The sequence below is a fragment of the Acinetobacter sp. ANC_7513 genome (assembly GCF_056779915.1).
Genome location: NZ_JBWYIW010000015.1, coordinates 40,023 through 55,014 on the forward strand (window position 1 = coordinate 40,023; position 14,992 = coordinate 55,014).

The 14,992-nt window shown below is 40.4% G+C and carries 14 protein-coding genes; 6 read left to right on the top strand and 8 right to left on the bottom strand.

All coding sequences use genetic code 11. The features are described 5' to 3' along the window. Positions 1–43 precede the first annotated feature (43 nt). Positions 44–466 carry a hypothetical protein gene (locus tag AC1M9B_RS13570; RefSeq protein ID WP_481609294.1) on the bottom strand — a complete coding sequence of 141 codons (423 nt, stop codon included), beginning with the start codon at positions 464–466 and terminating at the stop codon, positions 44–46. A gap of 211 nt (positions 467–677) precedes the next feature. Here AC1M9B_RS13570 and rplM point away from each other — a divergent pair, with 211 nt between their 5' ends. The 5 genes from rplM (at position 678) to AC1M9B_RS13595 (ending at position 4,157) form a co-directional block, all read left to right on the top strand. Further along, entirely contained in the window at positions 678–1,106 is a 429-nt protein-coding gene (gene rplM, locus AC1M9B_RS13575) for a 50S ribosomal protein L13 (protein ID WP_035270016.1), read from the top strand. A gap of 12 nt (positions 1,107–1,118) precedes the next feature. Further along, positions 1,119–1,505 carry a 30S ribosomal protein S9 gene (gene rpsI / locus AC1M9B_RS13580; RefSeq protein ID WP_035270019.1) on the top strand — a complete coding sequence of 129 codons (387 nt, stop codon included), beginning with the start codon at positions 1,119–1,121 and terminating at the stop codon, positions 1,503–1,505. A gap of 870 nt (positions 1,506–2,375) precedes the next feature. After that, on the top strand, positions 2,376–3,029 hold the full coding sequence (locus AC1M9B_RS13585) for a glutathione S-transferase N-terminal domain-containing protein (RefSeq protein WP_481596613.1): 654 nt from the start codon (positions 2,376–2,378) through the stop codon (positions 3,027–3,029). 21 nt (positions 3,030–3,050) lie between these two features. Further along, entirely contained in the window at positions 3,051–3,485 is a 435-nt protein-coding gene (locus AC1M9B_RS13590; RefSeq protein ID WP_035269488.1) for a ClpXP protease specificity-enhancing factor, read from the top strand. 21 nt (positions 3,486–3,506) lie between these two features. After that, a complete protein-coding gene (locus AC1M9B_RS13595) occupies positions 3,507–4,157 on the top strand; it encodes a hypothetical protein (RefSeq protein ID WP_035269490.1) in 651 nt (216 codons plus the stop codon). A 45-nt stretch (positions 4,158–4,202) separates the two neighbouring features. Here AC1M9B_RS13595 and AC1M9B_RS13600 read toward each other — a convergent pair whose 3' ends face one another. The 6 genes from AC1M9B_RS13600 to AC1M9B_RS13625 form a co-directional block, all read right to left on the bottom strand. Further along, on the bottom strand, positions 4,203–6,152 hold the full coding sequence (locus tag AC1M9B_RS13600) for an acetyl/propionyl/methylcrotonyl-CoA carboxylase subunit alpha (RefSeq protein WP_481592320.1): 1,950 nt from the start codon (positions 6,150–6,152) through the stop codon (positions 4,203–4,205). 85 nt (positions 6,153–6,237) lie between these two features. Further along, positions 6,238–7,068: an enoyl-CoA hydratase/isomerase family protein gene (locus tag AC1M9B_RS13605; protein WP_481592319.1), complete on the bottom strand. Its 831-nt coding sequence runs from the start codon at positions 7,066–7,068 to the stop codon at positions 6,238–6,240. Positions 7,069–7,082: 14 nt separating this feature from the next. Beyond that, positions 7,083–8,240: an acyl-CoA dehydrogenase family protein gene (locus tag AC1M9B_RS13610; RefSeq protein WP_481592318.1), complete on the bottom strand. Its 1,158-nt coding sequence runs from the start codon at positions 8,238–8,240 to the stop codon at positions 7,083–7,085. 138 nt (positions 8,241–8,378) lie between these two features. After that, positions 8,379–9,992, bottom strand: coding sequence for an acyl-CoA carboxylase subunit beta (locus tag AC1M9B_RS13615; protein ID WP_481609295.1), 1,614 nt, complete (start codon positions 9,990–9,992; stop codon positions 8,379–8,381). Positions 9,993–10,023: 31 nt separating this feature from the next. Then, on the bottom strand, positions 10,024–10,905 hold the full coding sequence (locus AC1M9B_RS13620) for an SDR family oxidoreductase (protein WP_481592316.1): 882 nt from the start codon (positions 10,903–10,905) through the stop codon (positions 10,024–10,026). A 72-nt stretch (positions 10,906–10,977) separates the two neighbouring features. Continuing rightward, entirely contained in the window at positions 10,978–12,783 is a 1,806-nt protein-coding gene (locus tag AC1M9B_RS13625) for an acyclic terpene utilization AtuA family protein (protein WP_481592315.1), read from the bottom strand. 154 nt (positions 12,784–12,937) lie between these two features. On the opposite strand from AC1M9B_RS13625, the gene AC1M9B_RS13630 reads away from it, so the two are divergent. Next, positions 12,938–13,540: a TetR/AcrR family transcriptional regulator gene (locus tag AC1M9B_RS13630; protein WP_035269534.1), complete on the top strand. Its 603-nt coding sequence runs from the start codon at positions 12,938–12,940 to the stop codon at positions 13,538–13,540. A 51-nt stretch (positions 13,541–13,591) separates the two neighbouring features. Here the strand turns inward: AC1M9B_RS13630 and AC1M9B_RS13635 are convergent, their stop codons facing one another. Beyond that, positions 13,592–14,755: an acyl-CoA dehydrogenase family protein gene (locus AC1M9B_RS13635; protein ID WP_481592314.1), complete on the bottom strand. Its 1,164-nt coding sequence runs from the start codon at positions 14,753–14,755 to the stop codon at positions 13,592–13,594. Positions 14,756–14,992 lie beyond the last annotated feature (237 nt).

Genomic DNA, 14,992 nt, shown 5'->3' on the forward strand with positions numbered 1-14,992 from the left:
AAATCTTAGCCCTCTGATTTTTTTAATCGTTCTTTTGAGTCTTTTAGCGCCAATCCATACGAAATCTTGCATTTAATAGACCAAAAGCATGAGCGACTTCGGATACACATACAATCACGATGACGAAGAACAAACCCAACAAAAGAATCTGTCCAATCGTTGAACGCGCTGAATAAAATGTTGAATCTTTAATGCACAAGAAACCAAAGCCACCGATTAAATAGATGATCCAAGGGAAAATCATAAAATGTGCATACATTGAATATATAAGAATGACACTTAAAACATCGATTCCATAAATAGTGCCAAACACCATGCCTAACACTAAATATATTCCGAGAAAAATGAATAAAAATCCGGTCAAAAATTTCGTCACCTTGCTCACTTTGATTTGATCATGGCGTGAAGATAAATCTGAATGATGAACAGGAGGAGAGAAACGATCATTATTATTTTGTGAACTCATCAAAACTCAAAGCTATTATTATGATTATTTCCTCATTCTAAAAGAAATTGATTAAATAAACCGCTATACTTTTCAATCTAAATTAAATAGAATATGCCCCTCGAAATCTTAATATTTTGATTGTGGTTCTAGTGTTTTTCCGCTAGAATTCGCTCTCCTTTTTGTTTGGACAGATTCCACCGTCCAAACCAACTATAATAGGTAGTGGTTAATGAAAACTCTCAGCGCTAAGCCAGCTGAAGTTCAACACGACTGGTACGTTGTTGATGCTTCTGGCAAAACTTTAGGTCGTCTTGCGACTGAAATCGCACGTCGTTTACGCGGTAAGCACAAAACTTCTTATACTCCTCACGTTGACACTGGTGATTACATCGTAATTATCAATGCTGAGCAAGTTCAAGTAACTGGTAATAAGTCACTTGATAAGAAATACTATCGCCACACTGGTTTCCCTGGTGGTATCCGTGAAACTAACTTTGAAAAATTAGTTGCTCACAAGCCAGAAGAAATCTTCCAACGCGCTGTAAAAGGCATGTTGCCAAAAGGTCCTCTTGGTTATGCTATGATCAAGAAAATGAAAGTGTATGCTGGTGCTGAGCATCCTCACACAGCTCAACAGCCACAAGTTTTGGACATCTAAGGGATACAGCACATGGCTACTAACTATGGTACAGGTCGCCGTAAGACCGCAACTGCACGTGTTTTCCTATCTGCTGGTACTGGTAAACTCGTTATTAACAACCGTTCTTTAGAACAATACTTCGGTCGTGAAACTGCTCGTATGGTTGTACGTCAACCACTTGAGCTTTTAGATGCTACTGAGAAATATGACCTTTACATCACTGTTGCTGGTGGTGGTATCGGTGGTCAAGCTGGCGCAATCCGTCACGGTATTACTCGTGCATTGATCGCTGCTGACGAAACTTTAAAACCTGCTCTTCGTCAAGCTGGTTTCGTTACTCGTGATGCTCGTGAAGTTGAACGTAAGAAACTTGGTTTACGTAAAGCTCGTAAACGTCCACAATTCTCTAAACGTTAATTCGTTTTCCGAATTCGGACAAAAAAAACCTTGGCTTATGCCAAGGTTTTTTTTCATCTTTATATTTTCCCTTACTCATGAAAATCAGTCGTACACGATACTTTAAAATGAATATTAAACTCTGATATCAATAAAAAGACGCTAGTTTTTATTGCTCTATTTTGACTGACTTAAACAAACATATGCTTAATCATCTATCCCAATTTGAGGATTGTTAACTTTTTATAACTTCATTAAAAATACTTTCATGCAGTTTTTTAAATTAAGAGGATAAAAATGTTAAATAGGGAAATATGTTTATCATTCGCCGTAGCCGCTACAATATTAGGTACATCCAATATTGCACAAGCAAATAACTCACAATCAATAGATGCTTTAGCCGTGTGCTGGCAATCCAATACGGGTAAGCATGTTTGTGATGGACCCATACAAAGATTAATGTCTTCATATGAAAACATAAATAAAGCATTAGAGTTAGTTGGATGCTCAGATGGATATCCTGTACAAAATAACAGTCTGGTACATCGATCTTTAGGTCAAAAATTCTCAGTGGTTTACAAGTGTGGCTATAAACTTAGACCAGGCGACACAAGTGCATTAACTAACAATCGCGACGTCCGTCAATGGTGGAGTGGAATCATACATTAGTGCACAAGGCCGATTTAAAGATCGGCTTTTTACATCGCTTTGGATAAAAAAGTTTAAGATTGAATTTCAACAATGCAAGGATAAAAATTAAAAAAAAACGTTCCAGACATAAATACGACTCAATATAAAATTCAAGTGTTTTAATATGCATCGCTCATTAAACGATGATTTTAGCGTGCATTTTTAGTATCCTTATCTATTCATTAATACTTTGATTGGAATATGTCAGTCGAAACCACCCCATTACAAGGCATCACCATTTATAGTCATGCAGATGACTTTCGATCGCATTGGATTCGCTTCTTACTGGCAGAAAAACAAATTAAACATAATTTATTTATTGTCGACGAAGACAACGAGGATCTTGCGAGTTTAAATCCATACAATCGACTCCCGATGATGATTGAAAATGAGTTAAAACTTTTCAATACATCCATCATTTCTGAATATTTAGATGATCGCTATCGTCAGAATAAGTTATATGCAGATGCTCCTGCTCCACGTGCAGAACAACGCCAATATATATGGCGTTTTGAAAATGACTGGTTAAAACTTGCAGATGATATGTTGCGCCACCCAGACACACTTGATGTTGACGCACAAAAGGCAGCCCAAAAAAAGTTAAAAGATACGCTTATCTCGCTGACACCTTTGTTTCAGCACTATCCTTATTTCATGTCTGAACAATTTACAATTTTAGATTGCATGTTGGCACCGATTTTTATACGGTTAAGAACGATGGGTATTGAGCTTCCAAAGCAACAATGCCGCCCGTTTTATTTATATTGCCAGCGTGTTTTCAGTCGTCCAGCCTTCATTAAGTCCATGACGGTTCAGGAAAAAAATCGTTATAGTCCTGAATTAAAATCCGCTTAAAAAAGCAAAAGAGTGAGTCACATGTCTGATCAAGAAATCAAATTAAGTCCAACTCGCCCGTATTTAGCACGTGCGATTTATGAATGGATTTGCGATAACAATCTCACCCCATATCTACTGGTAGATGCCACACAGCCTTATACCGATGTACCTACACAGTTCGTTCAAGACGGTCAGATTGTTTTAAATATCGTGCCACATGCTGTGCATCAACTACACATGAGCAATGAAGCGATTACCTTTTCTGCACGTTTTGGTGGTGTTTCCAAAGATATTTATGTGCCAATCAATGCTGTACTCGGGTTATATGCAAAAGAAAATGGTCAAGGATTATTCTTTGATCCTGATGAATATGCCAATGCACAAACGGATGAAAATCCGATAGAATCTAAACAGCAACAAAATCAAGAAAATGAAGCACCAAAGAAAAAACCGAGTTTAAGAATTTTGGATTGAAAAAACTTACAGGAGAGTTGAATGGCTTTTGATTTAGTACAATATTTTGTTGAGCAGACCAAAATTCAAAAGCCTCAGCTGTTGAAACAGTATCCAGCTGAACAACGGCATGAATATCTCAATGAATTAAATATCTTAGCTTTAGGTAAACTCATCAGCCTATGGCGTAAAGACGAAAAAAAAATATACCAAGAAATTCATGCCGCTGACCAACTTTATATTCAAGAAGTCGCACGGCATTTGACGACATCTCAACATAATCAGTCTACGCTGTCTCATCAAGAACTTGAAACTGCGACATCAGAGATTTTGACCTTACAGCTTAATGAACTTAAACAACTTGATGTAACAGGTCATTATCAACTACAAGGCATGAATGAATTACTTCAGGGTCAAGTTGAACATCTCTCTGGTAAAGCAAAAGATTGGGTTTGGCTAACAAATAACCTAAATGAGTTGATTGGTTCTCAACCTGTCATTCAAGAAGAGATATCATTAGACCAAACGATGAAGGAGTTTCATGACATGGTCAATCAAGTTCAACATGATCACCACGATGTTGCTGAGCCAGAAGTAGTGGCTACACCAACTTGGGCAAAAGTTTTAGAACCTGTAGTTGCGATTGCAATTCTTTGGGTGCTTTACTGTGCCGTACAAACAGTATTTGCATAAATCCGGTCATAAAAAAAGCCATCGTTAGATGGCTTTTTTTATTGCTTATTCAGCATCAACCTCAATATTCATCAAGATTTGACGTTTTTTCACTTGCTGACCAACTTGTCCTACGATTTCACCCACAACACCGTCGACATCTGACTTAATTTGCTGTTGGATTTTCATCGCTTCAAGAATCAATAATGTTTGCCCTTTAGTTACACGCTCTCCAGGTTGAGCAATGACATTTATAATTGCACCATCCATTGGGGCACGAATTTTACCATCCCCTGCCACATCGGCAGTCTCAGGTGGTAAATAGGTAATATTTTCCACCATGACGTTGCCATTCGCGCGATCTAAATAAACAAAATTACCATCAAGAACATAGTCGATTCGACGTCGAATTCCATTAATGCTATAAATCAATTGCTGTGTATTTTGCGCTACAACCTCAATCGACTGGCTTTCACCACAGGTTTCAACACTCACTGAACGACCATCACGATGCACAATGAGATCTAACTTTTGATCATCATATCGAAGTTTCAGTGGTAATGCTGAAGAAACTCCTGTGTTCCAATCTGTTTGCGCAGATGCATTTATCAACAACGCTGCAATCAATGCTAAGCTTTCTAAATTTAGACTCTGTTTATTCAAACTCACATCACTTTGGAAATGCTGTTGAATAAAACCAGTGTTCACATCACCCTCCACCACAAGTGGATGACGTAATAAGTTAACTAAAAACTCCTTATTACTGTTTACACCAAGCAGTACAGAGTCATTCACCGCACGTGCAAGTAAACGGATTGCATCGGTACGTGTTTTACCATGTACGATAATTTTTGCGACCATTGGATCATAGAATGGGCTAACTTCATCGGTTGGCATCATGCCGTGGTCAATACGTACGCCTTCTAAATCCGCAGGTTGCCAACGCAATACTTTACCTGTTTGTGGTAAGAAGTCTTGGCGTGGGTCTTCTGCATATAAACGCACTTCAATGGCATGACCATTCATAGTCAATTGTTCTTGCTTAAGCGGTAAAGTTTCACCGTTTGCCACACGAAGTTGCCATTCTACAAGATCAAGACCAGTAATCATTTCTGTTACAGGATGCTCTACTTGTAGACGTGTATTCATTTCTAAGAAATAGAACTCACCTGATTGGTCAAGTAAGAATTCAACTGTACCTGCACCCACGTAGTTACATGCTTTAGCGGCTGCAACTGCGGCATTCCCCATTGCTTGACGTGTTTCTTCAGTCAATACTGGACATGGTGCTTCTTCAACTACTTTTTGGTGACGACGTTGAATCGAGCAATCACGTTCAAATAAATACACGTAGTTACCATGTGTATCACCAAAGACTTGGATTTCTACATGGCGAGGTGCAATGACTGCTTTCTCGATAATCAGCTCACCCGAACCAAACGCATTTTCTGCTTCAGAACGTGCAGTTTTTAAGGCTTCAAGCAAATCAGCTTCTTGATGTACAAGACGCATACCACGTCCACCACCACCTGCTGATGCTTTCACCATCAATGGAAAACCTACTTTTTTCGCTTGATCTGCTAAAAAGTCGATGTCTTGTTGGTCGCCCTCATAACCTGGTACACAAGGTACACCTGCTTCAATCATGGCGATTTTAGACAAACGCTTGCTACCCATGAGCTCGATCGCACCTGCTGGCGGACCAATAAAGGTAATGCCATTTTCTGCACATGCTGCAGCAAAATCAGTATTTTCAGATAAGAAACCATAACCCGGATGCACGGCATCTGCGCCCGTTTTCTTACACGCTTCGATGATATTTGCAATCGACAAATAAGATTCTGATACTTTTGAAGGGCCAATATAAACAGCTTCATCTGCTACTTGTACATGACGCGCATTTTTGTCGGCATCAGAATACACAGCAACGGTTTCGTAACCTAAGGCTTTTGCTGTACGCATCACACGAGCAGCAATTTCACCACGGTTTGCAACTAATACTTTTGTAAACGCCATAGTTCCACCAATATTCTTTAGGCTCCTCTTGTTTTGAGGAGCGTATCCTTTTTAATTCACATTCATACAGGCGTTGGAATGTGGTTTATTCTGCCCAGCTTGGCTGACGTTTTTGGATAAACGCCATAGTACCTTCCATGCCTTCTGCACTTGCCACTGCTTCTGCAAATTGGCGTGCTGCATCATCTAATAACGGCCCCAATTCTTCTTTGGTGGTACGATGTAATAATGCTTTGGTTGCACGAGATGCCAATGGCGCACAGCGTTTGATTTGGGTAATGGTTTCTTCAAGTGCCGATGCAAGTTCAACTTCATCTGCAACCACTTGATGCACAATCCCCACCTCTAAAGCAGTTTGACCTTTAAAACGCATTCCTAAAAGTGCTAAGCGACGTGCTTGAGTTAAGCCAACACGTGTCACTACAAACGGTGCGATTTGTGCAGGTAAAATCCCTAAGCCAGTTTCAGGTAAGCCAAATTGTGCTTCTGCATGAGCAATGGCTACATCAGATACACATGCCAAACCAAAACCACCACCAAGTACAGCACCTTCAAGTACAGCAACTACAGTTTGCGGTGCTTGATCCACTTGCTCAATCATTGCACCAAAGGTACGGTTAAAATCGGTATAAGGTGTGTTATTGCCGACTTCCATGGCTTTAGCACGGATACCCGCCATATCTTTGATGTTTCCACCTGCACAGAAATGACCACCTTTACCACGTAAAATTACAGCACGTACAGACACATCATCTTTAATTGCTGTAAATACAGCCTGAATGGATTCCACCATTTTTAGGCTCATGGCATTACGGCTTTCAGGATGGTTTAACCATAACGTTAAAATGCCACCGTCTTGCTCTAGGATGATGCTGCCATCAACCTCTAAATTGGCAATTGAACTTGATAATGTCATATCAGATCTCCTGTTTATTTTTTCTTACCAGGAAGGATGTCCATCATCTTACAGATAATGCCAAGCATGATTTCGTCCGCACCACCACCGATCGATACTAAACGACCATCACGGTAGAATTGTGCTGCTGGGTTATCTGCCATAAAGCCATTACCACCCCAGAACTGTAAGCAGCTATCCGCAACTTCACGCGTTAAACGACCTGCTTTCAGTTTTGCCATAGACGCCATTTGCGTTACGTTTTCGCCTTCGATATGTAATTGGCAAGCACGATAGGTTAATGCTTTCAGCGCTTCGATCTCAGTCATTAATTCAGCAAAACGGAAATGGATATATTGGTTATCAATTAATGGCTGACCAAATGTCGTACGCTCTTTAGTGTACTGAATTGTTTTTTCGATACATTGCAACATACCACCCATGGCGTTAGCAGCACCCCACATACGCTCTTCTTGGAACTGAAGCATTTGCATCATAAAGCCCATGCCTTCTTGACCCACTAAGTTACGCTGTGGCACACGTACGTTGTCAAAGAACACCTGTGCAGTGGTACTTGAACGCATACCTAACTTGTCTAATGGCTCAGAGAATGTAATACCCGGTGTATTTGCAGGAACCACAATCATTGATTTGTTAAAGTGTGGCTTACCATCAGAGGTATTCGCTAATAAACAGAAGAAGTCTGCTTGTAGAGAGTTTGTAATCCACATTTTGTGACCATTGATGATGTAATCATCACCATCTTTAGTTGCTGTGGTTTTTAGTGCTGCAACGTCAGAACCTGCTTGAACCTCAGATACTGCAATCGCTGCAACTTTTTCACCTGCAACTGCTGGCGTTAAAAACTCATCACGTAACTCTTTAGAACCAAAACGTGCAATCGCAGGCGTTGCCATATCGGTTTGTACACCCATCGCAAGTGCAACACCACCAACATTGATACGACCTAATTCTTCTGCAACCACCAAGTTATAAGAATAATCGAGTGCCAAACCGCCGTTTTCTTCAGGTTTACAGATACCCAATAAACCCAAATCACCCATTTTTTTGAATACTTCGTGGATTGGGAAACGACCTGCTTTTTCCCATTCTGCTGTAAATGGGTTGATTTCGTTTTCTACAAATTGACGTGTTGTACGGCGTAGCGCTTCATGTTCTTCAGTAAATTTCATTTTTGTCTTCCTTAAAATTTCAATATTTTTTTTAATCTTTAATCTCCCTTGCGAAGCCATGCTTCTCACCACTTTAAAAAGAGGGGGAATTCCTCACTTTTCACAGGGATGAGGAATATATTCCGCAAGAGGGATTTATTAGAATCTTGGTACACCAAAACATGTTGGATTTAGTTCACGTGCTTGTGATTCATTAATCGTTTGCAATAAGAAAATCAGCAATTTACGTGTATCACGTGGGTCGATAATGCCATCATCATGCAACATTGCAGTATTAAATAGCGCTGTAGATTGTGACTCTAATTTCATCGCTGTTGATTGTTCTAAGAAGTCCAACATTTGCTCATTTGGCTCCATGCCAGATTCACGTTGTTTCGCCTCTGCAACAATACGAAGTACCTTACCAGCTTGCGCACCACCCATTACCGCAACACGAGAGTTCGGCCATGAGAAGATAAATTGTGGGCCAAGTGGACGACCACACATTGCATAGTTACCAGCACCGTATGAACCATGTGCAATGATCGAAATCTTCGGCACTGTACAATTCGCAACAGCTTGGATCAGTTTAGAACCATGTTTAATGATGCCGTTTTGTTCTGCATCTGTACCCACCATAAAACCTGTGGTGTTATGCAGGAATAAAATTGGGCGTTTGGTTTGTTCACATAATTGAATAAACTGTGCTGCTTTTGCTGCACCTTGTGGCGTAATCGGGCCATTATTAGTAATGATACCTAAGTGCATACCACCAATTTGCGACCAACCACATACCGTATGTGAATCATACTCATTTTTAAATTCGAAGAAATCAGAATCATCAACAATACGTGCAATGATTTCTTTCATATCCAATGGTTGTTTTGGATCTGATGGAATGATGCCAAGTAATTCTTCTGCTGAATAACGTGGCTCTTTATATTCTGGTGTTTCAAGCTTAACTTGCTCTTTCCAGTTTAAATGCTTAAAGATTTCACGTGCGATACGGATACCATCAGCATCATTTTCTGCTAAGTATTCTGCTGTACCGGCCACTTGTGCATGCATTTCTGCACCACCCAATTCTTCAGCAGTTGCCACTTCCCCTGTTGCTGCCAATAACAATGGCGGTCCTGCAAGCAACATTTCAGTTTGCTTACGTACCGTAATCACATAATCAGAAAGACCCGGTTGGTATGCACCACCTGCTGTGGCATTACCATGGACTACAGAGACTTGTGGAATCCCTTTTGCAGATAAACGTGCTTGGTTGGCAAAGGTTGTACCACCAGCAGTAAATACTTCTGCTGCGTAGTTTAAGTTTGCACCACCACTTTCTGCTAAAGTAATGATTGGTAATTTTTGCTCTAACGCAATTTGGTGTAAACGAAGGCTTTTGTGTACACCCATTGGAGCAATCGTACCACCTTTGATCGCACTATTATTGGCAGCCACCATACAACGTGTACCGTTTACAAAACCAATCCCTGCAATGATCCCGCCACCTGCTTCTGAACCATCTTTATCATCATGCATCTTGTAACCCACAAGACCACACAACTCTACAAATGGAGAATCTGCATCGAGCAACATACGCACACGCTCATGCGGTAAAATCTTTCCTTTTTTATCAAACTTAGGCTTAGCTTTATAAGAACGATCTAGCGCACTTTTTTGAATCGCTCGAATCTCTTCGATTTGCTCGAGCAATTTCGCTTTATTCTGTTCAAATACTTCGCTTCCTACTGCAACTTCGGACTGAATCACTGCCATTCCGTTTCCTCCTTGTTCCTTATAATCTGGATTAATTCTTTTCGTCTTTTTTCTTTAGTACATCTGGAATAAATGCACGGTGGAAGCCGTTATAAGACTCACTATTTTCTGCAGATGATAATGGGAATACGCGTGTACCTTGTGAAGCCGCACCATCGATACGTACTGTCATCCCTGAAACAAAGTTGGCCGCTTCAGAAAGTAAATACACAATCGCTGAAGACACTTCCGATTCTGTTCCCATACGTTGTAAAGGCACATTGCCTGAAAGGTTTGGGATAATGAATTCTGCGACAGGGCCTGAATAGGTATCCATCCCTGATGAGATAATCCAACCCGGTGCCACACAGTTTACCCGCACACCTGATTTACCCCATTCCACCGCAGCCGTTTTGGTCAGGTTATCAACACCTGAACGTGCTGCACCTGAGTGCCCCATACCCGGCATACCGCCCCACATATCTGCTGCCATATTGACGATGGCACCGCCATTTTTTGCCATCCACTGGTTATAGGCTTCACGCATAAGATAGAAGGTCGAATGTAAGTTATTACGGATGACCGCATCAAAACCATTGGCAGAAATACTTTCTAATGTTGATGGGAACTGACCACCTGCGTTATTCACTAAACCATCAATACGACCGAATTTTTCGATCACTTCCGCAATCATTTTTTTAACTTGTTCTTCTTCGCGGTTATCACACACGATGCCATGTGCACGACCACCATCTTCAGTGATTTCAGCAATCACTTTTTCAAGTTTTTCGATCTTACGACCTGTAATCACCACTTGCGCACCAAGTGATGCAAGCTCATGCGCCGTACAACGACCAATGCCCGAGCCACCACCTGTTACAATCACGACTTTGCCAGCGAATGCATCATTTCTAAAAATTGATTGATAACCCATTGCGCATATTTCCATTTTTAATTGATGTAAATTGTTTTAGATTGGGCACCATGGCGATGCCCAAATTTATGCTTACAGTAAATCTGCAGGCACTTTCACTGGCATATCTAATAATTGCTGTGCAAAGGCTTTACCTTGTGGGTCAATACGTAAACTTGCAACACCACCACCACCAAGCGCATCAATTAACAAGAAGTTAAGTGCATTTAAGCCCGGCAATTCATAGCGACGTACTTCGCCACCATTACCACCTTCAAACACATGCTTCATATATTCCGCAACATTCGCTTCAGTTAAAGATGCACGAATCCAAGGTAAAAATTCTGGTTTACGTGCAAGTACACCGATGTTGCTGTAGTTACCTTTATCACCACTACGTGCATGTGCAACTTGTACTAAAGGCACTTCAACTTCATTACCTGTTAAAGTTGCCACTTCACCTGCTGGAATGGTTGGGATTTCTTGTGGTGCTTCACCATGCGGAACATCAACTTTATGACGCTCGCCATTGATATCCACCTCGATATTTAATTTCGATTTTTCTACCAAGAACGAGAATAATTTAATTACTGGAGATGGTTTTGGACGCCCCCCCACAATCCCTGTTAATGCAGGTGCCATACCTGTAGAAGCTTGTGCAATTTCAGAAGCAAAGAACATACATGCTTCTTTAAACATATGTTTAACTGCAATTTTCACCACAACTTCACGTGGATTTTGCACACGTCGGTTTGCACCATAAGTTGTTTCCGTACCTAAAATCTCAATAGATTTTTCAGTAAATGGTGGAATTGAACGAAGCGCCATTACACGCTCAACTTTATTTAAAATTGCATTAGAAACGGCATAAGCTTTTTCTTCTGCATCTTGGCCTGCAAGTAAGAAGCTGACTAATACACGGTTACCATCAGGATAGGTCGTGCTTACTTTGTAGTGTTGTGTTGGCGCTGTACCTTTTGCACCTGTCACAAGTACACGATGCACACCCACTTGCTCAAGTTTGACTTGGCTAAAATCAGCCGTTACATCAGGCAATAGATAAGCTTGTGGATGACCAATCTCATATACAATTTGTTCGCCTACCGTACCCGGAGATACTAAACCACCTGTACCATTTGGCTTAGTCACCACAAATGATGAATCTGCTTTCACTTCAACAATTGGGAAGCCCATATTGTCAAAGCCTTCAACCAAACGCCAATCTGTGAAGTTACCGCCAGTACATTGTGCACCACACTCAATCACATGACCTGCAAGTGCCGCCTGTGCCAATTTATCGTAATCCGCTAAATCCCATTTGTATTCATGCAATAAAGGCCCAATCACCACAGCCGAATCCACGACACGACCTGTGATCACAATGTCTGCACCTAAATCCAGAGCGTCACGAATCCCTACAGCACCCAAATAAGCATTACTACTTGCGACATGTGGAGGAAGATCCTCACCATTAAACATTTCTTTTATATTTTGTTTTTGAAGTTCAACGTGCTGATCCATTAAATCATCACCAAGTACCACCGCAACTTTCAAATCTAAACCAGCATTTTTGATCACTTCTTGAAGTGCATCACGGCATGCCAATGGATTTACACCGCCAGCATTACTTACAACTTTGATTTTCTTGTCCGCAATTTTGTTGATGAGCGGTGTCATAACACGACTAACAAAGTCCAATGCATATCCATGAGAAGGATCTTTCATTTTGGCTTTTGCCATGATAGACATGGTGATTTCTGAAAGATAATCAAATACTAAATAGTTAATATCCGACATGTGTACCAATTGAAATGCAGCTGTGTTGGTATCTCCCCAGAAACCTGAAGCACAGCCAATTTTTACAATTTTTTGTTCGTCCTGAATATTTGTCATAACCATCTCATTATTCTGTTTAGAATTTGAGCTTAATCTACCAAGCAAGCGCTTGGTTTGTAAAGTGCAAAATGTTATTATTATTTGCAAATCTGCTTATTGCGCTAAAATTTGCATGGAAGCAACGCGTTTAGAAAACAAAATAGGATAAAATAACAAGATGATCGCGACCTCTATTGACCAAATTCAACCAATAGCCTGCTTTGACGATACACCACGTGGTCGTTTACTTTTGGGGGCAGCTTATTTATTCCATAAACAAGGTTATGCCAAAACCACTGTTCGTGAACTCGCACAGTTTATTGGCATCCAATCTGGAAGTTTATTTCATCATTTCAAAACCAAAGACGATATTTTGGCGCATGTGATGGAACAAACCATCATTTACAATCACGCTTGCCTTGAAAGTGCCATATCCACTTCAGACCATCCAGAGCAACAACTCAAGGCTCTGATTAAAGCTGAACTCGATGCGATCTCTGGGGATACAGGTTCCGCTATGGCTGTATTGGTCTATGAATGGTTTTCACTTTCTGAGGAAAATCAGAAGAAACTATTAAAATTAAGAAATGATTATGAAGGGATATGGCTGAGTGTCATCAAGGTATTACATGACAAAGGCAAAATTAAGCACGATCCTTTTATCTGGCGAAGACTGATTGGTGGTTCAATCGCTTGGACCGTAACTTGGTACAATCCAGAAGGGAAAATGTCACTTGATGAGTTAACCAATATCGTCTGGGATATGGCAATGAATGCTTAACTTTATATCTGATCAATTAAAAAAGGTGGCTTATCCACCTTTTTATTTCTTTTAGAAGCCCAGCTGTCGGCTTGCCAAATCTTTCATAATTTCCTCAGCTCCACCGCCTATCATATTCACTTTAACTTCGCGATATATACGTTCAGATTTCATGCCACGCATAAAGCCCATGCCACCTAGTGTTTGAACGGCTGCATCAGCACAGAATTGCATAGTTTGCGTTGCTACGTTTTTGAGCATACAAATTTGTGCAATCATTTCATTCCCTTGAAGTTCAGGACGCCCCATTTTATATGCCGTATCTTCAAGTAAAGCGCGAGTCGTTTGTAAACGTGTTGCCATATCTACCAATTTATGACGAACAACTTGATGATCTACCAAGCGTTTACCAAAAGTACGTCGCTGTTGAGCCCAATCTAGAGCTTCTTCATAACAAACTTTTGCATAACCATAACTACTCGCAGCCAAGAAAAAACGCTCCATATTGAAGTTATTCATGATAACAAAGAAACCCATATTCTCAGGACCAATCAAATTTCTTGCAGGCACTTTAACTTGATCGAAGTGTAGATGAGCGGTATCAGAAGCCCACCATCCCATTTTATCTAACTTCGTTTTTGTAATACCTGGTGTATGGGCATCAATCAGTAGCATTGAGATACCATTGGGTCCTTTTCCTTCAGGATCAGTTCGAACGGCAACGGTATAGTAATCAGCGCGAATACCAGAAGTAATAAAGGTTTTTTCGCCACTGACTACATAGTAATTACCTTCTTTTACTGCTTTTGTTTTAAGTGCTGCAACATCAGACCCCCCTCCCGGTTCTGTTATTGCTAATGCCGAAATCTTCTCACCTGATAAGATTTGTGGCAAAACCTCTGCTTTCACCTCTTCACTTGCAAAGCTATTGATTGGCGGTGCACCGATCATATGTGAAAGTAATGAAGCGATTAACCCTCCTGATGCAGCCTTTGCCAACTCCACACACCCCAATAAAGTATAGAATGCATCTGTATCAGGGATACCACCGTATTTTTCATCAAAACCTGATGCCATCAATCCAACTTCTGCAGCTTTTTTGTAGAGTTCTCGTGGAAAAGATTCGGCTTCATCCCACTCATTTACATAGGGAATAATTTCTTTTTCTACAAATTTTTTTACTGCATCTGCAAATGCAAAGTGTTCATCTGTGTAATAGATCGGATTGTATTGCATCAACTATGTCCCTGAAATTATTTAAATCCTCATAGGCATACTGACATTTATTGTTGTTTTTTTAATTGCAAGAATCATCAATCTTTTGGCATAAATTAACTGAATGGAGCTTCTTATTTAATTACAAGGGTTTAATTATTTTCAAATTCAATTTATATATATAAAAAAACACCCCCTTGTATTGAAGGGGGTGTTTAGAATAATGAGCTGGCGATGACTTACTCTCACATGGGTAAC